18 protein-coding genes, 6 tRNA genes and 1 other RNA gene are annotated in these 19,488 nt (G+C 71.3%); 1 reads left to right on the plus strand and 24 read right to left on the minus strand.

The features are described 5' to 3' along the window. From QJR14_03050 to QJR14_03120, 15 genes are all read right to left on the minus strand, one after another. On the minus strand, positions 1 to 214 hold a 214-nt coding region (locus QJR14_03050; protein MDI3316594.1), incomplete at its 3' end, for an ATP-binding cassette domain-containing protein. A gap of 33 nt (positions 215 to 247) precedes the next feature. Next, positions 248 to 1,072: a hypothetical protein gene (locus tag QJR14_03055; protein MDI3316595.1), complete on the minus strand. Its 825-nt coding sequence runs from the start codon at positions 1,070 to 1,072 to the stop codon at positions 248 to 250. Then, positions 1,069 to 1,548: an RNA polymerase sigma factor gene (locus QJR14_03060; protein MDI3316596.1), complete on the minus strand. Its 480-nt coding sequence runs from the start codon at positions 1,546 to 1,548 to the stop codon at positions 1,069 to 1,071. Before QJR14_03060 ends, QJR14_03055 begins: the two co-directional genes overlap by 4 nt. A gap of 321 nt (positions 1,549 to 1,869) precedes the next feature. Then, positions 1,870 to 3,837, minus strand: coding sequence for a DUF2079 domain-containing protein (locus QJR14_03065; GenBank protein MDI3316597.1), 1,968 nt, complete (start codon positions 3,835 to 3,837; stop codon positions 1,870 to 1,872). After that, positions 3,834 to 5,156, minus strand: coding sequence for a glycosyltransferase (locus tag QJR14_03070; protein ID MDI3316598.1), 1,323 nt, complete (start codon positions 5,154 to 5,156; stop codon positions 3,834 to 3,836). Before QJR14_03070 ends, QJR14_03065 begins: the two co-directional genes overlap by 4 nt. 308 nt (positions 5,157 to 5,464) lie before the next feature. Further along, on the minus strand, positions 5,465 to 6,571 hold the full coding sequence (locus tag QJR14_03075; GenBank protein ID MDI3316599.1) for an HD-GYP domain-containing protein: 1,107 nt from the start codon (positions 6,569 to 6,571) through the stop codon (positions 5,465 to 5,467). Between the two features lie 7 nt (positions 6,572 to 6,578). Continuing rightward, positions 6,579 to 7,820: an EAL domain-containing protein gene (locus tag QJR14_03080; protein ID MDI3316600.1), complete on the minus strand. Its 1,242-nt coding sequence runs from the start codon at positions 7,818 to 7,820 to the stop codon at positions 6,579 to 6,581. A 253-nt stretch (positions 7,821 to 8,073) separates the two neighbouring features. Then, positions 8,074 to 9,327 carry an ATP-dependent Clp protease ATP-binding subunit ClpX gene (clpX, locus tag QJR14_03085; protein MDI3316601.1) on the minus strand — a complete coding sequence of 418 codons (1,254 nt, stop codon included), beginning with the start codon at positions 9,325 to 9,327 and terminating at the stop codon, positions 8,074 to 8,076. 29 nt (positions 9,328 to 9,356) lie between these two features. Beyond that, positions 9,357 to 9,971 (minus strand): ATP-dependent Clp endopeptidase proteolytic subunit ClpP, encoded by a 615-nt coding sequence (clpP, locus tag QJR14_03090; protein MDI3316602.1) that lies wholly within the window; start codon positions 9,969 to 9,971, stop codon positions 9,357 to 9,359. After that, a complete protein-coding gene (tig, locus tag QJR14_03095) occupies positions 9,968 to 11,335 on the minus strand; it encodes a trigger factor (GenBank protein MDI3316603.1) in 1,368 nt (455 codons plus the stop codon). Before tig ends, clpP begins: the two co-directional genes overlap by 4 nt. A gap of 251 nt (positions 11,336 to 11,586) precedes the next feature. Then, positions 11,587 to 11,671, minus strand: a tRNA-Leu gene (locus QJR14_03100). Positions 11,672 to 11,678: 7 nt separating this feature from the next. After that, positions 11,679 to 11,753: transfer RNA gene (locus QJR14_03105), tRNA-Gln, on the minus strand. An 11-nt stretch (positions 11,754 to 11,764) separates the two neighbouring features. Continuing rightward, positions 11,765 to 11,841, minus strand: a tRNA-His gene (locus QJR14_03110). A gap of 13 nt (positions 11,842 to 11,854) precedes the next feature. Beyond that, positions 11,855 to 11,930: transfer RNA gene (locus QJR14_03115), tRNA-Arg, on the minus strand. Positions 11,931 to 11,937: 7 nt separating this feature from the next. After that, a tRNA-Gly gene (locus QJR14_03120) sits at positions 11,938 to 12,011 on the minus strand. A 182-nt stretch (positions 12,012 to 12,193) separates the two neighbouring features. On the opposite strand from QJR14_03120, the gene QJR14_03125 reads away from it, so the two are divergent. After that, positions 12,194 to 12,559 (plus strand): DUF488 domain-containing protein, encoded by a 366-nt coding sequence (locus QJR14_03125; protein ID MDI3316604.1) that lies wholly within the window; start codon positions 12,194 to 12,196, stop codon positions 12,557 to 12,559. An 87-nt stretch (positions 12,560 to 12,646) separates the two neighbouring features. Here QJR14_03125 and QJR14_03130 read toward each other — a convergent pair. The 9 genes from QJR14_03130 to eno form a co-directional block, all read right to left on the minus strand. Then, positions 12,647 to 12,723: transfer RNA gene (locus QJR14_03130), tRNA-Pro, on the minus strand. A gap of 12 nt (positions 12,724 to 12,735) precedes the next feature. Beyond that, a complete protein-coding gene (rdgB, locus tag QJR14_03135; protein MDI3316605.1) occupies positions 12,736 to 13,368 on the minus strand; it encodes an RdgB/HAM1 family non-canonical purine NTP pyrophosphatase in 633 nt (210 codons plus the stop codon). A gap of 86 nt (positions 13,369 to 13,454) precedes the next feature. Continuing rightward, positions 13,455 to 13,807: a transfer-messenger RNA gene (gene ssrA, locus QJR14_03140) on the minus strand. A 34-nt stretch (positions 13,808 to 13,841) separates the two neighbouring features. Beyond that, positions 13,842 to 14,294: an SsrA-binding protein SmpB gene (gene smpB / locus QJR14_03145; GenBank protein ID MDI3316606.1), complete on the minus strand. Its 453-nt coding sequence runs from the start codon at positions 14,292 to 14,294 to the stop codon at positions 13,842 to 13,844. A gap of 76 nt (positions 14,295 to 14,370) precedes the next feature. After that, positions 14,371 to 14,910, minus strand: a complete 540-nt coding sequence (locus tag QJR14_03150) for a cytochrome c-type biogenesis protein CcmH (protein ID MDI3316607.1) — start codon at positions 14,908 to 14,910, stop codon at positions 14,371 to 14,373. Positions 14,911 to 15,135: 225 nt separating this feature from the next. Then, positions 15,136 to 15,369 (minus strand): alpha/beta-type small acid-soluble spore protein, encoded by a 234-nt coding sequence (locus QJR14_03155; protein ID MDI3316608.1) that lies wholly within the window; start codon positions 15,367 to 15,369, stop codon positions 15,136 to 15,138. 92 nt (positions 15,370 to 15,461) lie between these two features. After that, positions 15,462 to 17,849 carry a ribonuclease R gene (rnr, locus tag QJR14_03160; GenBank protein ID MDI3316609.1) on the minus strand — a complete coding sequence of 796 codons (2,388 nt, stop codon included), beginning with the start codon at positions 17,847 to 17,849 and terminating at the stop codon, positions 15,462 to 15,464. 10 nt (positions 17,850 to 17,859) lie between these two features. Then, on the minus strand, positions 17,860 to 18,087 hold the full coding sequence (secG, locus tag QJR14_03165; GenBank protein ID MDI3316610.1) for a preprotein translocase subunit SecG: 228 nt from the start codon (positions 18,085 to 18,087) through the stop codon (positions 17,860 to 17,862). A gap of 52 nt (positions 18,088 to 18,139) precedes the next feature. Beyond that, positions 18,140 to 19,417: a phosphopyruvate hydratase gene (gene eno / locus QJR14_03170; protein ID MDI3316611.1), complete on the minus strand. Its 1,278-nt coding sequence runs from the start codon at positions 19,415 to 19,417 to the stop codon at positions 18,140 to 18,142. Positions 19,418 to 19,488 lie beyond the last annotated feature (71 nt).

Genomic DNA, 19,488 nt, shown 5'->3' on the forward strand with positions numbered 1-19,488 from the left:
GCCGCAGGAGCGTGGCGAGCACGCGCAGGAGGGTGCTCTTCCCCGCGCCGCTTGGACCCACCAGCCACGTCACACCCGGAAGGATGCGGGCGGAGACCGCCTGCAGCGCCGGCGCGCGCGGCCGCCCCGGAAAGGAGACGGTCAGCCGCCGCAGGAGGATCGCCCCGCCCGACTGGCCACCCCGCCCGGATCCGCTGCTGAACGCGTCGCCCATCATGGCTCCCCACCTGCGTCCGCCGGCGCAGCCCTAGCCGTCCCGACCCCATCCAACCGCCGGCCATCGGGCAGCCCCGCGCAGCGCCAGAGCCGCCATGGCCAGGCCGGCCGCCGCCATGGAGGCGGCCAAGGCGGCGCCGCCCGGCCCGGGCTGGAGCGTGAAGAAGGCGAGCGAACCTGCCCAGGGCAGGAAACCTTCCAGTGCGACCCAAAGGCCCAAGGAAGCGAGCAACCCGCCCCACGACCCCAGGTAGCGGGTGGTGAGCAGCGACCACCCCGCAGCCAGCAGCAGCGGCGCATCCCGGAGGAGGACGAGTCGAACCACGGGGGCCACGGACCAGCCGGTCTGCTGGAAGCCGGCGATAAGACCGGCTCCGGTCTGGAGGACGAGGGCGGCGCCCAGCGCCACCCCCGCCTTGGCCAGCAGGCGGAGTGCCGCAGGCAGGGGCGAGAGTGCCTGCACTTCCTGCCACGCTCCCCGCCGGGGCCAGAAACCGGCCAGCACGGCAGCCGTGCCGAGCCAGGGGGCGGCCAGCGCCCATGCATCGAGCGGGCTTCGCAGCCGCTCCAGCAGGTCGGCCGCCACCAGGGCCAGCAGCACCAGCCCGGCCTCCATGCCCCAGAAGGCCGCCGGCAGAAAGCGCGCCTCGGCCACCACGAGGCGCCCGAGCGCGGCCAGCCCGAGCCGCTGCAGCTCCGCCTCGGCGAGCTCCTCCCGCACCAGACCCAGCAGGCTGAGCACCTCGCGCGGCGCCGGGGGAGCGTCGCCGCGGCGCACCGCTTCCTCGCGCAACTCGGCGGCAACCTCGGCGGCCAGGCGCTCCTCGTCCCGGTCCCTCTGGCCACGGCCCCTCATCGCTCGTCCCCCCGCAGAGGCTCCAGATCGGACTCCAGCCGGCGGTAGGCCCGGTAGAGCCGCGACTTGACGGTGCCCTCGGGCAGCCCCAGCTGCTCCGCGATCGCCCGGACCGGCCAGCCGCGGTAGAAGCGCAGGACCACCACCTCGAGGAGATCGGGAGGAAGCCCGGCCAGCGCGGCCCGGACCGCCCGCCGCCGCCTCGCGCGCCGCTCCCGATCCAGGAGGACGGCCTCGGGATCGGTCTCGACGTCGCCGGGAACCGGCGGCACGGTGTCGACGGGCGTCTCCTTCCTGCGGTAGGCGCTGCGCCACTCGTCCCGGAGGAGGTTGGAGGCCACCCGGTAGAGCCAGGGGGCAAGGTTGCGGGGAGCGCGCTCCGAACCAAGGACGGCCAGGGCGCGGGCCAGCGCCTCCTGCGCCAGTTCCTCGGCCCGGTGCGCCTCCACGCCGTGGTTGTGGAAGAACCGGAGCAACCGCCCGCTCCAGTCGTCCGCCCCCACCCCGGGGCGGACGGATTCCGTCTCCGTCGCCGCCAGCCCCCTTGGACGCCTGCCGTGCCTCTATGGTTCAGACGAAACACCGCCGCGCGGGTTCACGCCCTTCGAACCGGTCCGGCCTCCAGCGGGGTTCGTCTTCCTCTGAACCGGCCTTTTGAACCGATCTTTCGCCCGTTTCATCGGCCCCCGCCCTTCACCCCTCGCGCCGCGTACGCATCCCTGCCGCCCCCGCCGCGCGGCGGTCACGTCCGTGTTCAGCGGCTCCCGGGACACTGCCGAGGATGAGCATTTGACGCTTCACCTGTTCGGCGGTCCCGTGCCCGGCGTGGCGGGGCGCCCCTTCCCGCCTGTCTCGAGCCGGGAGGCTGGCGCCGTGGAGCGATAGAGATAGACGCCGTCCCGGACGAAGAGCGGCTCGAACGCGTGCGAGGCCAGGATGGCGCGGAGGTCGGCCCACTGGGCGTCGAGCGGGACGATGGGCGCGTACGAGACGCCGGGAGCGAAGAGCACGTACACCGGGCTCTCCGTTCGCCTGGCCTGGTGGAGAAGCCCGGAGAAGGTGTCGTACGGTTCCGCCCCCACCCAGGGCCGGTCCCAGAGATGCCCGACCGTGCCGGTCTGGCCGTAGACGACGGCGTCGGCGGGGATCCGCCGCACGGCCGCGTCCAGGGCGGCCACCACCCGGGGGGCGGGCGGTCGGAACCTCCAGAGCTCCATGGGCAGGCTCCAGTGCACGGTGACGACGGTGGCGGCGACGAGGAGCAGCGCCGCCGTCGCCTCGGGAGCCCACCGGAACCGGCGGGCGGTCCCGCTGGCGGCGTCGACCGTCGCCGCCGCCAGGAAGGGGAGGGCCCAGAGCGGGTACTGGCTGTAAGGCAGGTTGGGCAAAGGGAAGCGGCTGAGGCTGTCGACCAGGAGGACAGCGAGCGCCGGCAGGGCGCGCACCGGTGCCAGAAGCGGAAGCCAGGCGAGCGAGCCGAGCAGGAGCGCCCAGGTGTCCGCGTGCTTCGCGACCGCGTCGAGGAGGGAGCCCGGATGCAGGACGAGGTTGGCCAGGATGGCCGGGACGGACGCACCGAGGTGGCCGTAGTTCGCGAGAAGCGTCTTGTCCCCCGGCCCCAGCACCCGCAGGACCACTTCCTCGCTGAGCAGGAAGAAGCCGAGCGAGACGGCCAGCGTGACCAGCCCGCGCCGGAGCCCGAGGCCGTCCCTCCGGCGAAACGCAGCGATCAGCTGCCAGAGCGCCATCCCCACCACCGGCACGACCGCCTGGTTCTTGCTGAGGAGCGCCAGCGCCACCAGCACGTAGTACAGGTGCGCCCGGTTGCGATCGTGCGCCCAGAGGGCCCACGTCAGGAAGGCGAAGGCCAGCGTGTCCGGGTGCCAGTCGATCGCGACGGTGGCCACCGTGCCCGGGAAGGCCCAGATGGCCGGGAGCATGGCGAGCGCCCACCAGGATCGCCCCCAGGCGCGCCAGGCCATGAGGGCGAGGGGAACCGCACCGACACCCAAGGCGAATCCCTGCAGCGCGAACATCAGCCACGGCCCACCGACCGGTCCGCCGATCCGGAAGAGCGGGGCCAGCAGGTAGAGGATCCATTGCCCGGCGTCGGTGAGGACGGGCCCCCCGACGAGCGAGGTCCTCCCGAGCCAGTCGCCGCGCCCGATGGCGGCCATCGCCGTGAAGTAGATGCCCAGATCCCAGGCGCCCACCAGCCAGTGACGGTACTGGTAGATCTTGACCGCCGTGAAGAGTGCGCCCGCCGAGAGCGCAAGTGCCCAGACAGTGCCTCGGAAGAGGCGCTCGATCTCGGCCGGGCGGCCCTGGCTCCGCGCCTGTGCCACCTGCGCCGCCAGGCCTCCGGCAAGCTGCACGACGACCAGCATGGGCACCGCCAGCAGCGCGGACCAGGCCAGGTGGTGCATGGGCACAGGCCCGTCCGGAGCCAGGGTGAGGGCGTACGTCAGCACGGCGCCACCGAGGAAGCCACCCAGGAGAAGGGTCGTCCACCCCGAGCGGCGCTCGCCGCCCCCGCGAGGGAGTGAGCGGAGACTCGCCCATCCGGCGACGGCCGAGGCCACGAGGAAGAAGAGCCCGGAGAGGAGCGGACGCAACCAGGCCGTGCGGACCGCGTACGGCAACACCCGCACCAGGGCGTCTCCGGCCGCGGCGAGCAGGAGGGCGAGAGCCGCGCTCGCGGCGGCGCCCGCAGAGGCGTCGACGATCCACGCCGAAAGCGGCGCGGACCGGGGCCGCCGGGTCACGCCCGGGTCGACTCCCTGCCGGCCCCCTCCGCGTTGTAAGCGTGGCCCCACTTGCCCCGTGCCCAGATGCCCATGGCGCTCAGGAGCATGCGCGCGGCATCCCGGCCGGGCCGGACCGTCGACGCCTCCACCTGACGCCATCGGAGCGGCACCTCGACGATGCGGAGGCCGTTCCGGCGGGCGACGAACAGGAGCTCGAGGTCGAAACTGAAGTTGTCCACGTGCAGATGCGCCAGCAGCCGGCGCACGCGCTGCATGCGGAAGCCTTTGAACCCGCACTGCGTGTCGGCCACCGTATCCAGTCCAAGCCGCCGGATGGCCCACTGGAAGAGCCGGTGGCCGACGGCCCGCAGGCCGCTGCCTTCGCCGAGGCGCCGTCCCGCGACCACGTCCGCCCCCTCGCGGAGCACCCCGAGCACCTGTCCCACCGGTTCCAGCCCGAAAGCCAGGTCGGCGTCCGACATGACGGCATACCGGCCGCCGGCCGCCCCGAGCCCTGCCCGCACCGCGGCGCCCTTCCCGCCGTGCGGCTCGAGCCGATAGGCGCGCAGCCACGGGTGTCGCGCGGCGAACCGGGCCAGCAGCTCGGGCGTCGCATCGCTGCTGCCATCGTCCACCACGACCACTTCCGGCCGCCATCCGCGGTCTCGCTCCCAGGCTGCGACCCAGTCCGCGATCCGGCCGAGCGTGGCGGGGAGACGCTGCGCCTCGTTGTAGGCGGGAATGACCAGGCTCAGCTCGGGGGCACACTCTCCCTCTCCCGCTCGGGCCGGGTCGCCGACGGGCACGGGGACGCCGACGCCCCCACCGAGGGGTTCGAGCCGGTAGACCCGCTGAAACGAGAAGAGGCTGTAGCCCACGTAGTTGGTGACCAGGCTTACAGCCCCACCCATCGCCTTCCCCGCGTTGATCCAGAGGACGCCCGAAATCGGGGGCGCGGCGCGGTGGAGCAGGAGCCACGTCAGCCAGCTCACATTCGGCGGCTTGGGCCAGAGGGCCATCCAAAGGGCGAGCACGAGCGTGCTCGCTCCCGCCGAGGCGAGGCTGACCAGGACGAAGCGCGGGAAACTGGCCCGGCTGCCGCGCCAGGTCCAACTCCGGTTCCACAGGTAGCTGTTCAGAAGGGCGACGCCGAAGGAGACGGCGTTGAGTCCTGCGGCGAGGGGCGCCGGCACGGACCCCGGGCGGGAGCCGCCCCACCCGAGGAGCATCGCGGTGTGGAGGAGCAGGTTGAAGAGCAGAAAGTCGACCAGGGTGTTCCCAACACCGACGACGGTGAATCGCGCGAACCGGCGGAGCGGTGAAGACGGAGTCGCCATGCAAGGACCTTCTTCCCAACCATTCTCGGGCCAGGCCGGCCTCTGCCCCGCGTCCGTGCGGAGCCCCTACGAGACCACCCGGAGCGTCAAGCCTTCGCCTGCCCCGCCACCGGGCCTGTACGGACGTCGTACCCCTGTACCTGCCCCGGGTGTCCATTCCACCGTCGGAGTCCCTCGTCCTGCCCGCCGGGCACCCCCGTCGCCACCGGCCCGGCCCGGCCCCGAACGGTCCGCGGGCCACGGCTCCCGCACTCCGTCGTCGGCCCGCCCAGACGCAGCTGGTGGAGCGCGGCCCCCGGCATGCCGGGCTACCCCTGCACCTCGGTTCCAGCCAGCTCGGGGGGATATTCGGGGAGCACCGCGGCGATTTCCAGGTGCCTGTTCTCGGCCAGAGAGAGCTCGAACGGTGCCAGCCTCTCGTTCCGCCCGTCTGCCAAGACACGCACCCAGGGCCGCAGGGGGTCGCCGCGCACCGAGCGCGAGACGACACCCAGGAAGCCGTTGCTGAGCCGCACGATGGTACCCACCGGATAGAGAGCCAGCTGCTTCAAGAACATGCTGACGAGCCTCGGTTCGTAGGCACCTCCGGCCGCCTCGAGCAGCTTCGCGCCCGCCTTCACCTCCGGGAGGGGCTCCCATGGTCCGGGACGTCGGCTCGTCAGGTTGTCGAAGGCGTCGGCGATCGCCGCGATCCTCCCGTAGAGGTGGATGCCGTCGCCCCGCAGGCGGCGGGGGAATCCCTGGCCGTCCCATCGCTCGTGGTGCTGGTAGGCCACGTGGGCGGAGAGCAGGCTCAGCTCGGGGTCCGAACGGATCATGTTATAGCCGTCGGTGGTGTGCTGCTCGTACACGATCCGCTCGGCCTCGTCCATCTCGCTCGGCGATTTGTCGTTGAGCCCCGGGGGGAAGCGGATCTTGCCCAGGTCGTGCAAGAGGGCGCCGGTGCCGAGCTCGACCAACTTGACCTTGCTCAGGCCCAGGGTCGCCCCAAGCGCCACCGAGTAGACGCAGACGTTGACGCCATGGGCGTAGATGAATTCGTCGTAATCGCGCATGAGGTAGAGACCCATGACCGTGCTCTTGCCGGTGAACACCTCGTCCACGATCGCCTCGACGACGGGGACGACCTCCCGCATCGGCGTGCCATCGCCTTCCCCCGCCTTCTCGAAGACCTTGCGCACTGCCACGGTCGCATCCACCCGGGTGCGCTCCGACAGCGCGTCCTCCGCCGGATCGAGGTCGGGCGCCAGCGCGTCCTCGACGTACACGCCCTGCACGCCACGGGCGGCAAGTGCCTCGATATATCGCTCCGTCAGGGTGACCCCCGCTTCCAGGAGCGGCTTGCCTGTCTCGGCGTAGATGGGCCGAGCCAGGCGCTTGCCGACGGCGCGCACGGAGACCGGAACGAGACGCATCCGGCTGTCACCGCCAGAGAACCGGACGACCGAACAGGTACCCCTGGCCGAGCTCCAGCCCCCGGTCGCGACAGAACGCGTACTGGTCGGCGGTCTCGATCCCCTCCGCGATCACCCTGGCTCCGACCTCGGCGGCGTAGCACTTCAAGGCGCTGCACAGAGCGGCGAAGCGTGGCTCGATCCGGGCGCGGCGCGTGACCGTGGCGTCGATCTTGATGTAGTCCCACTGGAAGAGCGCGAGGACCTGCAAACCCGTGTGACCCGTGCCCACGTCGTCCAGCGCGATCTCCACACCGAGCGCCCGCAGCATCCGCAGCTCCTCCCGGAGCTGGCTCGGATGATCGAAGACGCTCTTCTCGCTGATTTCGACCACCAGGTGACGCGGCTCATAGGTCCTCTGGTGCAATACGTCCACGAGTTCCCGGAGGGAGGCGATGGGGTTGACGTTCAGAAAGAGCCGCCGGCCGTCGGCCAGGTCCGCGGGCTGATAGCGAAGAATGGTGCGGCGGCAGACCGTCTCCAGCCGGCGCGCCGCGGCGTGCTCGCCGGCCAGTGCGAAGAGAGCGTCCGGTTGTTCCAGGGGGGAATCCTGCGGGCCGCGGATCAGCACCTCGTAGCCGTAGATCGAGCGGTCGTGCAGGTTGACGATGGGTTGTCGCGCGAGGCGCAAGCCCCGACCCTGCAGGGCTTCCTGGAGCGCCGCCAGTGCCGTTTCCGCTTCCGCCTCCGCACCGCCGGCGCGGGCGCCGTCCACGTCGCCGGCCAGGCGGTGAAGGACCGAGTCGAAGACCACCGCCGGGTCGGTCCCCGGCTGCCGGCGAACCTCGCTGCCGGTCACCCTCACGTCCCCCGGCCGGACCGCGTACGCGGCGAGGGCGGGTCCCCGGCAGAGACGGGCCACCGCCCCGGCGAGGCTGTCTCGCCACCCCGCCGTCTCCGTCGCCCCGGTCGTCGCCATGAGGACCAGTTCGCGGCTTCCGGGATAGAGGTGCGTCACCGAGGCGCGGCCCTTCAGCGCTCGCGCCAGGCGGGCCGCCAGCTCGGCGGTGAAGCCCCCGGCCACTTCCGGTCCCATCCGCTCGACGGCGTCGGGGGTCAGGCTGACCACGCCCACGAGGAGCGGACCACCGACTCCATCGCCGTGGCGGTAGAGGTCGGTGAACGTGTCAACGGCGTAGGGGGAAACCGTTTTGACTACTTCAGGAAGGTGCCCCCCCCCCCCCGTATCCATATACTTCCAGTCGTTCACCGGCGCACCTCCCGCTCGACGTCCTTCTCATCGCTTTGGTTCGGCCGGACTTCACCGGACTTGAGCGACTCGGCGCCTTGCAGCGGCCGCCGCGGAAGCTGCCAAGCCCACCCGGGCGGGCCTGGACGCACCGGATCCCGTCGCAGCGCGACGGGATCCGGTGAATGAGATCTTCGCTTCTCCTCCGTCCTTCCTGACGGTCGACCTGAGGCGCGGCCGGCCCGCGGCACGCCGGGGCGTCGCCGGAGAGCGGTCACGCCGTCTCCGCCTTGACCCGCTCCTTCGGGACGACGTCCGGTTCCCGCAGCCGCCGCACGGCGTCGACGGTGATGCGGATCTTGGCCACGTCCGTCCGCGAGGGCATCTCGTACATCACGTCCAGCATGACGCTCTCCAGGATGGCACGGAGACCGCGCGCGCCCGTCTTCCGGTCCAGCGCCTGGCGCGCCACCTCGCGGAGGGCGTCGCTGTCGAACTCCAGTTCGAGGCCGTCCATCTCGAAGAAGCGCTGATACTGCTTGACCAGGGCGTTCTTCGGCTCCGTCAGGATCCGGACCAGCGCCTCCTCGTCGAGGTTGTCCAGCGTGGCGATGATGGGGACGCGGCCCACGAACTCGGGGATCATCCCGAACTTGAGCAGGTCCTCCGGCAACACGTGGGAGAGGATCTCTCCGATGCGCGGGTCCGCCTTGCTGACCAGCTCCGAGTTGAAGCCGATCACCCGCTGGCCCAGCCGCCGCTGGATGATCTTGTCCAGTCCCTCGAAGGCGCCGCCGACGATGAAGAGAATGTTGGTCGTGTCGATCTGGATGAACTCCTGGTGGGGATGCTTCCTGCCGCCCTGGGGCGGCACGCTGGCCACGGTCCCCTCCAGGATCTTGAGCAGCGCCTGCTGCACGCCCTCCCCCGAGACGTCGCGGGTGATGGACGGGTTCTCCGACTTGCGCGCGATCTTGTCGATCTCGTCGATGTAGACGATGCCGCGCTCGGCCTTCTCGATGTCGTAGTCGGCGGCCTGGATCAGTTTGAGCAGGATGTTCTCGACGTCCTCGCCGACGTAGCCCGCCTCGGTCAGGCTGGTGGCGTCCGCGATGGCGAAGGGCACGTTGAGGATCTTGGCCAGCGTCTGCGCAAGGAGCGTCTTGCCGGAGCCGGTGGGGCCGATCAGGACCACGTTGGACTTCTGCAGTTCGACGTCGTCGCTCTTGCTGCGGGAGTTGATCCTCTTGTAGTGGTTGTAGACGGCCACGGAGAGGATCTTCTTGGCGCTCTCCTGGCCGATCACGTACTGGTCGAGGATCTCCTTGATCTCGCGCGGCTTCGGCACGTCGCGGAGATCGAACTCCGCCTCCTCGTTGAGCTCTTCCTCGATGATGTCGCTGCAGAGCTCGACGCACTCGTCGCAGATGTAGACGCCGGGTCCGGCGACGAGGCGCTTCACCTGGTCCTGGTACTTGCCGCAGAAGGAGCACTTGAGCTGCCCCTTCTCCTCGGTGAACTTGAACATGCGGCCCCCACTCCTTCCTGCCAAGCCCGTCAGCGCTCCTTACGCTTGGACCGGGGGATCAGGATGTCGTCGATCAGGTGATACGCCTTGGCCTCGTCCGCCGACATGAAGTAGTCCTTCTCCGTGTCGGTGTTGATCTTCTCGATATCCTGACCCGTGTGGTAGGCCAGGATACGGTTGATCCGCTGGCGGTCCTTCATGATCTCCTCGGCGTAGATCTTGATGTCGGTGGCACGCCCCTGGAGGCCTCCGGTCCACGGCTGGTGGATCAGGATCTTCGAGTTGGGCAGCGCGTAGCGCTTGCCGGGAGCGCCGCCGGCCAGGAGGACCGCCGCCATGCTCATGGCGACGCCGACGCAGATGGTGGAGACGTCGGGCTTGATGTACTGCATGGTGTCGTAGATCCCCAGCCCCGCGTCGACGGAGCCGCCCGGCGAGTTGATGTAGACGGAGACGTCGCGATCCGGATCCTCGGTCTCCAGGAAGAGCAGCTGGGCGATGACCAGGTTGGCGATGGTGTCGTCGATGGGCGTGCCGATGAAGATGATCCGGTCGCGCAGCAGGCGGGAGTAGATGTCGTACGCCCGCTCGCCGCGGTTGGTCGTCTCGATCACCATGGGGACCAGCGCGTTGTAGCTCGTCATCCCTCTCGGACCTCCTCCTGGCCTTGCTCGCTCCCGCTCTCCCGACCCGCCTCGCCGTCTCCATTCTCCACGTTCGCGAGGCCGATCTCCACCAGGCGGTCGACGGCCTGCCTCCTCGCCAGGGCGGCGGCCACGCCAACCCGGTTGGCAGGCTGGTTGAGCACCTTGCGCACCGAGCCGGCCTCCTCCCCGTATGCGGCGGCCATCGCCTCGATCTCCTCGTCGATCTCCGCGTCGGTGGGCTCGATGCCCTCCCGGCGCGCCACCTCGCTCAGGACCAGGTCCGCCTTCACGTCCTCCAGGGCCTGGGGCCGGAGCTCATCCTTCAGCTGTTCCAGCGTCCGGCCGCTCTGCGCCAGGAACTCCTCCAGGCTCAACCCCTGCCGGCCCAGCTGGCTGCGCAGGTCGTCCAGGCGGTGGCCCAGCTCATGCTCCACCATGGAGTCGGGCACCTCCACCCGCGCCCCTTCCACGACCCGCGCCACCGCCTGCCGCTCCAGCTCGCGGCGCTGCTGCGCCTCCTTGAGCTGGCGCAGCCGCCGCTTCCGGATGGCGCGCAGCTCCTCCAGGGTCTCCGCCTCTTCCTCGACGGAGCGGGCGAAGTCGTCGTCCGGCTCCGGCAGCTGTTTCCGCTTCAGCTCGTGGAGCTTGACGGTGAAGGTCGCCTCCTTCCCCGCCAGGGAGGTCTGCGGGTAGTCGTCGGGGAACCGGACCGGGAAGCTCCTCTCCTCGCCGGGCCGCATCCCCTCGATGCCCGTCTCGATCTCCGGAAGAAGGGTCCCCGAGCCGAGCTCGACCATGTACCCCTGCGCGTCGCCGTTCGGGATGGGCTTCCCGTCCATCTCGCCGCGGAAGTCGATGGTGGCGAACATGCCCTTCTCCGCCGCGGCCTCGTCGGGAACGGCCACCAGCTCGGCGAACCGCTCCCGGAGCGACTGGAGGTCGGCCTCCACCTCTTCGTCGCTCACCTCCACCGGCTGCTGCTCCAGCTTGAGCTCCCGGTAGTCGCCCAGCTCCACCTCGGGGCGGATGTCCACCGTCACCCGGAAGGTGAACGGCTCACCCTTCTTCATCGAAATGATGTCGACGTCCGGAGCGGCCACCGGCTCGAGCCCGTTCTCCTCGATGGCCTGGCTGTAAGCCTCGTTGACCAGCTCGTCCACGGCCTCGTCCCAGAGGGCCGCCTCACCCAGGTACCGCTCGAGAAGGCCTCGGGGCGCCCTCCCCTTGCGGAAGCCGGGGATGTTGACGCGGCGGACCAGCTTCCGGTAGGCGCGGTCGAGCGCCTGCTCGACGCGCGGCGGGTCCACCTCGATCTCCAGAACGGCACGGCTTTTCTCCTTCTTCTCGAGCGTGCTGCGCAAACCGGCGGCCCTCCTCTCCGCGGGCGATCGCCCAGGTACGGCGGGAAACCGCGAAGCAGCCTCGCGCTTACCTTTTCGGCACCAGACCCCGCAGGCACGGCTCATTATAGCATCGCTCCCCGCGGCCCTCTGGCCCCCGGGGCCCGCCCGCGCGCGGGCGCGGGAGCGTCCGGCCCCGGGGCGAGGCCGCCGCAGGAGCCGGCAGGGGCGGCGCCCGCCGCCCCTGCCTTCACCGGGATGGAACAAGACCGTGGTGCGAGGAGAGGGATTCGAACCCTCACGCCTGCGGGCACGGGATCCTAAGTCCCGCGTGTCTGCCAGTTCCACCATCCTCGCGGAGAGATGGCTGGGGCGGCAGGATTCGAACCTGCGAGTGGCGGTTCCAAAGACCGCTGCCTTACCGCTTGGCGACGCCCCAACCGGAAAACCTGGGGTGGCTGGTGGGACTCGAACCCACGGCCTCCAGGGCCACAACCTGGCGCTCTGACCACCTGAGCTACAGCCACCGCGAAACCGCTCTGGCGCGCCCGGCAGGAGTCGAACCTGCAACCAGCGGCTTAGAAGGCCGACGCTCTGTCCATTGAGCTACGGGCGCCCACTCTTGGAGCGGGTGACGGGAGTCGAACCCGCGTACCCGGCTTGGAAGGCCGGTGCTCTACCGTTGAGCTACACCCGCAGGAATCCCGCACGGGCAGCCCCATTGTACTTGGCCGGTCGCCCCGGCGCCACCGCGCGGGCAGGGACCCTGCCCCGCCAGCCTTCCTATTGTGCCGCGCGTCACTGCGCCTGTCGAGCGGGCGCGCTAGCATACAAGGCGGCGGTGAGGACCGCTTCCACCCGCCGCGGGGAGGCGAGGTGATGATCCGGGTGAAACGCGTCTACGAACCGGCCGAGGAGCGGGACGGGCTCCGCTTCCTGGTGGACAGGCTCTGGCCGCGCGGCCTCCGGCGCGAGGCGGCGCGGATCGACCGGTGGCTGAAGGAAGTGGCTCCCTCCGACGGGCTGCGCCGCTGGTTCGCCCACGATCCCGCGCGCTGGGAGGAGTTCCAGCGCCGCTACGGCGCCGAGCTGGAGGCGCAGCCCGAGTCCTGGCGGCCGCTCGCGGAGGCGGCGCGTGCCGGCGACGTGACGCTGCTCTACTCTGCGCGCGACGAGGCGCACAACAACGCGGTGGCGCTGAAGGCCTTCCTGGAGGCACGTCTCGGCTCCGGCGCCAGCCGGTGACGGGAACGAGGAGACGCGCCCGCGCTGGCTGCGGGGGGACGATCGGAGGGTCGGACCGGCGAGAGCAGGCCGCTGGCGCAAAACGGATGGTCGGAGCGGCCGGATTCGAACCGGCGACCTCCTGCGCCCAAGGCAGGCGCGCTGCCAAGCTGCGCCACGCTCCGCGAATCATAAGGCTAGCACCCGAGCAGCTGGCGTCGCAAGACGGGGACGAGCGCCCGCATGGCGGCGCCGCGGTGGCTGTAACGGTTCTTCTCCTCCCCCTCCAGCTCGGCGTAGGTCTTGCCCAACTCGGGCAAGAGGAAGAGGGGGTCGTAGCCGAATCCGTTCTCGCCCCGCGGCGCCTCCAGGATCCGCCCGCGGGTCTCCGCGGTGGCCACCCACTCGCGCCCGTCGGGCGCCACCAGCGCCAGCGCCGCGTGGAAGGTGGCGCCCCGCGCCCCGGGCGGGACGCCCTCCATCTCGCGCAGGAGCTTGGCGTTGTTCTCGGCGGGCGTCGCCTCCGGACCCGCCCAGCGGGCGGAGTGGACGCCGGGCCGGCCGCCCAGCGCGTCGACGGCCACGCCCGAATCGTCGGCCAGCGCCCAGGCGCCGCTGGCGCGGGCGGCGGCGCGCGCCTTGATCAGCGCGTTCTCCGCGTAGGTGGAGCCGTCTTCCTCGGGCAGGGCGTGACCGGGCAGGTCGCGCAGCGTCATCAGCTCGATCCGCTCCGTCTCCACGCCCAGCGAGGCCATCAGCGCCACCAGCTCCCCCACCTTGCCCGGGTTGTGCGTGGCCAGCACCAGGCGCGGGCGGGCGCCTTGCTGCAAGGGACTCCGCCTCCTTCATGCGATCCGGCGGCGGCCGCCGCCGGCTACAGGAACGGCGCCGGTCGACCCGGCGCCGGCGAGAAATCTGGTGGAGGTGCGGGGGAGCTGCCCCCCCGGTCCGTGAACGGGCCCACAGGGATTCTACGAGCGTAGCCCTCGTACGGAATCTCGCCGGCGCCGCGCCCGAGGGCGGGCTCGGCGGCGGCCACCCCGCCGGGGTCTCGTCGCCGCCCCCGCGGGGAGGGGGACGGTGACCAGCCTGCTAGGTGACGTCAGCCGGCGACCGCAGGCGGGTCAGCCGTTGACGTGGCGTGCTGCGTTAAGCCGCCAGTGCGTACTCTTCGTCGGCACCTAATGGGTGCGTTCCGCGGTTTCACGAGGCGCGGTGCTCGGCTCGCTGCTCCTGCCAGCCCGGCTCACGTCGAGCCTGCTCACCCCCGTACATGTTCCAGGGCGTCCGTTTCCGGCGAACCTCACCGCTGGCGCAACGCCCGCTCGATCCGGCGCCGCGCGTCGCGCTCGGCGATCGCCCGCCGCTTATCATATTGCTTCTTCCCGCGGACCAGCGCCAGCTCCACCTTGGCCCGTCCCCGCTTGATATAGAGGTTGAGCGGGACCAGGGTGAAGCCTTGCTGGCGGACTCGCCCGTATAGCCGGTCGATCTCGCGCCGGTGGAGGAGGAGCTTCCTGGGACGGAGCGGATCGTGGTTGAACCGGCTTCCCTGCTCGTAAGGGGCGATGTGCATGCCGTAGAGGAAGGCCTCGCCGTTCCGGATCATGGCGTGGCTGTCGCGCAGGTTGACGTGTCCGGCGCGGATCGACTTGATCTCCGTGCCGGTGAGGACCAGGCCGGCCTCGACCGTCTCCTCGACGAAGTAGTCGTGCCGGGCCTTCCGGTTCTCCGCCACCTGCCGGTCCCCCCGCATCCGCCTTCACCCCCTCCTCGTCCAGCATACCGCCGGCGGCCGCCAACCGCCGGCCGCCGTCTCTCGCGGGATCCGCTCAGAGCCAGCGGCGGAGCTCCCGCTCGACCTCGTCGGCCCCGTGCCCGCCTCCGGGAGAACCGGCCTCGCTGCCGGTCCTCCCGTTCGGCGCGGCCACCGGCTCCGCTGCTCTCCCGCCGCCACCACCGGCCGCGCCGCCCCCCTCCGGGGACGGCCACCGAAGTCGGCTGCGCAGCCAGAAGGCCAGCGCCGCCCCGCCCCCCAGCAGCGCCACCAGCGGCAGGAGCCAGATGGCCAGGAAGGGTCCCTGGCGCGGCGGCTCGTTCAAGATCCAGATGCCGAAGTTGCGCACATAGTAGTCGAGGATCTGCTGGCGCGTCTTCCCCTCGGCCAGCATCTGCCGGATTTCGGCGCGCATCTGCGCCGATTCGGCCGTCTGCGACTCGGCCACCGATTCGCCGTTGCAGACCGGGCAGCGGAGCAGCTGCTCGATCGCCTGCGCCTCCCGCTCCAGCTCGGCGGGATCGCGCCCGGCCGCCGAAGACTGGCCCGAGGGCGCCGTGGCCGTCGTCGCCGCCAGCGCCGGCGGGGCCGGCACCATGCCGGCTCCCCCCCGCACAGGGAGGGCCGCCAGCAGGGCCAGGAGTATGGCCGGCAACCAGGTCCGCCGCGCTCGCGCGGCCGCGGACCGCATCCTTTTCCTCATGCAAAGCCATTATAAGGCGGAAGGATCCGCGCCACGGATCCTTCCGCCAACGCCACAGGACAGGCTGGTCACGCGCTCAGGCGATCCGCGGTACGCCGGCGCCGCCGGGCGGCCGGCTTACCGCGTGGTGGTGCCCGGGTACTGGCTGGAGAGGTTCTGCTCCGCCAGCTGGATCATGCGCCGCACCATGTTGCCGCCGACCGCACCGCACTGGCGGGCGGGGAGGTCGCCCCAGTAACCGCTCTGGGGCGGGTTGACGCCGATCTCCGAGGCGACCTCGTACTTGAACTGGTCCAGGGCGCGCGCAGCCTCCTTGACGAGGGCGCGGTTGGACTGCTGGCCTCGTGCCATCGCTTCTCACCTCCCGTCCATCCGAAGTCAGTCGCTAGTCTCGTCGCTGACCCGGGGACGGATACTGAGAAGAGAGGCCAAGGCGTGGCGTGCTAATTGCGGTTCGGATCTGCCTTGCCTGGTTTTCGTCGCCGCCTGGCCGCCGTCTTGGCGCGCTGGCTCGCCGGCCGGCCGCCGCCCCTCGCCGCCTCCGGACCGCCACCCTTCGCCGCTTCGGGGCTGTCGCCCCTGGCGACCCTGGCGGCGCCGCGCTCGCGCGGCGCGCTGCCGGCAGCCCGGTTCCGCCGACCCCGGCGGGCGGTGGCAGGCGCTTCCTCCCGCGCCTCGTCGGCCAGGAGGAGGTCCATGCGCCGCTCGACCCGGTGGACGGCGGCGACGCGGACACGGACCGGGTCACCCAGGCGGAAGATGCGGCCGGTCCGCTCGCCCACCAGCTGGAGCGCGTCGGGGTCGTACTGGTAGTAGTCGTCGGTGATGGTGGAGACGTGGACCAGCCCTTCCGCCAGATTGGTCAGCTGGACAAAGATGCCGAACGAGGTGACGCCGCTGATCCAGCCGTCGAAGAGCTCGCCCACCCGGCCCTCCATCACCTCCATCATCTTGGCCTCCACCGACTCGCGTTCGGCCTCGTCCGCCTCCCGCTCCGTCTCCGAACAGTGGGCGGCCAAGTCGGGCAGGAGGCGGCGCCACTCCGCCTCCTGCCTGGGCGGTATGCCCTCGGAGCTGAGGGCGGCATGGATCACCCGGTGGACGAAGAGGTCCGGGTAGCGCCGGATGGGCGAGGTGAAGTGGCAGTAGTTGCGCGTGGCCAGCGCGTAGTGGCCCAGGTTCTCCGGCGAGTAGCGGGCACGGGCCATGGAGCGGAGGACCAGGCTGTGGATCAGCCGTTCGCCCGGCCGGCCGCGCACCTGTTCCACCACCCGCTGGAGCTCCTTGGGATGCGGTTCGGCGGCCGAGCGCCAGGCGATCCCCAGCGGTGCCAGCGCCGCGCGCAGCTGCTCGATCCGCTCCGCCGAGGGCCGCTCGTGGACCCGGTAGAGGAAGGGGACCCGGCGCCAGAAGAACTCCTCGGCCACCACCTCGTTGGCGGCGAGCATGAACTCCTCGATCAGGCGGTGCGCTTCGTTCCGTTCCGCCACCACGATGTCGGTGGCCCGCCCGCTCTGGTCGAGGAGCGCCTTGGCCTCGGGCAGGTCGAGGTCGATGGCCCCCCGTTCCATCCGCCGCGCCCTCAGCTGGTCCGCCAGCTGCCGCATCTCCAGGAGCATCTTCGCGACCGGCTCACCCAGCTCGCGGCGGACCTCCTCGTCGCCCTGGAAGAGCGTCCAGACCTGGGTGTAGGTGAGCCGGGCGGAGGAGCGGATGACGCTGGGCGTGATGGTGTGGTCCACGCGTTCGCCGCGGCTGTCGAAGTCGATGAAGACGCTGAGCGTCAGCCGCTCTTCCCCGGGGTTGAGGCTGGCGATGCCGTTGGAGAGCTCCGGCGGAAGCATGGGCAGCACGCGGTCGACCAGGTAGACGCTGGTGCCGCGGCGACGCGCCTCCGCGTCCAGCGCCGTCCCCTCGCGGACGTAGTGGCTCACGTCGGCGATATGGACGCCCAGCCGCCAGCGGGCTCCTCCCTGACCGGGCTCCAGGGAGATGGCGTCGTCGATGTCGCGCGTGTCCTCGCTGTCGATGGTGACCACCGTCTGGCGGCGGAGGTCCTTCCTGCCGCGACGCTCGCCGGGGCGGACCGTCTGCGGGACGGCCGCCGCCTCCTCCCGGACCTCGGCGGGGAAGTCGGCGCTCAGCCCGTGGGCGGTCAGGATGGAGAGGACGTCGACCCCGGGCGCCTCGGCGCGGCCGAGCCGCTGGAGCACGCGGCCCACCGCGCCCTGCCGGCCTTCGGGCCAGCGCTCGATCCGGACAACCACCTTCTCCCCGCTCTGGGCTCCGGCCAGGGCGCTGCCGGGGACGAAGACCGAGGGGAGACGCCGGTCGTCGGGACGCACCAGCGCGTAGTCGCCCTGGCTGTCCAGGAGGCCGACGATGGTCGGATGGGCCCGCTCCAGCACCCGGATGACGCGTCCCGTCCGCCGCCCGCCCCGCTCCACGCCCAGGATGCGCGCGATCACCAGGTCGCCGTGGACGGCGCCGTCCATGTCGTCGGGGGCGATGTAGACGTCCTGCTCGTCGCGGTCGGCGCTGAGGACGAAACCGTACCCCTTCTCGTGCGCCTCGAAGCGGCCGACCACCAGGTTCATCCGCGCCGGGACGCCCAGGCGGTTCCCGCGGGTGCGGACGATGGCGCCCCGCGCCTCCATCTCCAGGAGGAGCTGGCGCACCGCCTCCGTGGCGCCGCGCGGGACGTGGAGCGCCCGCATCAGCTCCTCCTCGGTCAGCGGGCGGTAGGCCTCCTCGCTCATGAAGGCGAGAATCCGCTGCTCGCGCTCGGCGTTGCCGGGGTCCGACGGCTCGCGGCGACTCACGCCCCGCACCCCGGTGCTCCTAGCGTTCGACAAAGGCCAGCGCCATGGCGACGGCGGCCAGGACGACGGCCGCCCCCACCGTCACCCGGGAGAGGAAGCGGTCGAGGCCGCTCCGCTTGCCGAAGATCTGTTCGGCGCCGCCGCCGATGGCGCCGGAGAGACCGGCGCTCTTCCCCGGCTGGAGCAGCACCACGACGCCGAGGACCACCGACGCCAGGACGAAGAGAACGGTCAGGACGGTGCCCAGCAACTCCTACACCTCCACCTCCAGACAACCGTGCTAGTCTACCATAGCCTGCTCAGCTCCGCCGGTAGAGGCTGCGGCCCTCGAAGAGGGCGCTCTCGCCCAGCTCTTCCTCGATGCGCAGCAGCTGGTTGTACTTGGCCACCCGCTCGCCCCGGGAGGGGGCGCCGGTCTTGATCTGGCCGGCGGCGGTGGCCACGGCCAGGTCGGCGATGAAGGCGTCGGGCGTCTCGCCCGACCGGTGCGAGACCACCGTCCGGTAGCCGTGCTCCCGCGCCAGGTGCATGGTCTCCAGCGTCATCGTCAGCGTGCCGATCTGGTTCACCTTGATCAGGATGGCGTTGGCCACCCTTTCGTCGATGCCCTTCCGGAGTCGCTGGGGATTGGTGACGAAGATGTCGTCCCCCACCAGCTGGAGCCGGCTCCCCAGCGCTGCGGTCAGCGAGCGCCAGCCCGTCCAGTCTTCCTCACCCAGCCCGTCCTCCAGGGAGACGAGCGGGTAGCGGCTGGCCCACTGGGCGTACGTCCGGGTCAGCTCTTCGGCCGAACGCTGGACGCCTTCCAGGCGGTAGCCCCTCTCCCCGTCGCCCAGCTCGCTGGCGGCCACGTCCACGGCAAGGGCGATCTGCTCGCCGGGGCGGTAACCGGCCTTCTCGATCGCCTCCACCAGCAGGTCGAGCACCTGTTCGGACCGCTCCAGCGCGGGGGCGAAACCGCCCTCGTCGCCCACGGCGGTGCTCAGGCCGCGCTCGGAGAGAAGCGAGCGGAGCGCCTGGAAGCTCTCGGCCCCGGCCCGGAGAGCGTCGGAGAAACGGTCGAAGCCGAAGGGGACGAGCATGAACTCCTGCACGTCCAGAGGGTTCTGGGCGTGGACGCCGCCGTTGATCACGTTCATCATGGGCACCGGCAGGCGGCGGGCGTTGACGCCGCCCAGGTACCGGTAGAGTGGGACGCCCAGCGAGCGGGCGGCCGCGCGGGCCACCGCCAGCGAGGCGCCCAGGATGGCGTTGGCGCCCAGGCGGGAGAGGTCGGGGGTCCCGTCCAGCTGGACGAGCGCCCGGTCGATGCCCGACTGGTCTTCCGCGTCCCAGCCCATGATCTCCGCCGCGATCTCGTCGTTGACGTGGTCGACGGCGCGCTCCACCCCTTTGCCGCCCCAGCGCTGGGGGTCCTGGTCGCGGAGCTCCAGCGCCTCGTGGCTCCCGGTCGAGGCGCCCGACGGGATGGCCGCCCGCCCCAGCGAGCCGTCCTCCAGCTCGACGTCCACCTCGACCGTGGGGTTGCCCCGGGAGTCCAGGATCTGCCGTCCGTGGACGGCGATGATCGTGGCCATGTCCGCTGCTTCCTCCTTCCACCGTTCCACCCGTCTGCGCCGGGGCGGAAGCGGTCTTGCGCCGGCTCGCC

The organism is Bacillota bacterium, from assembly GCA_029961055.1.
Lineage (GTDB): Bacteria > Bacillota > Sulfobacillia > JAIMAT01 > JAIMAT01 > JAIMAT01.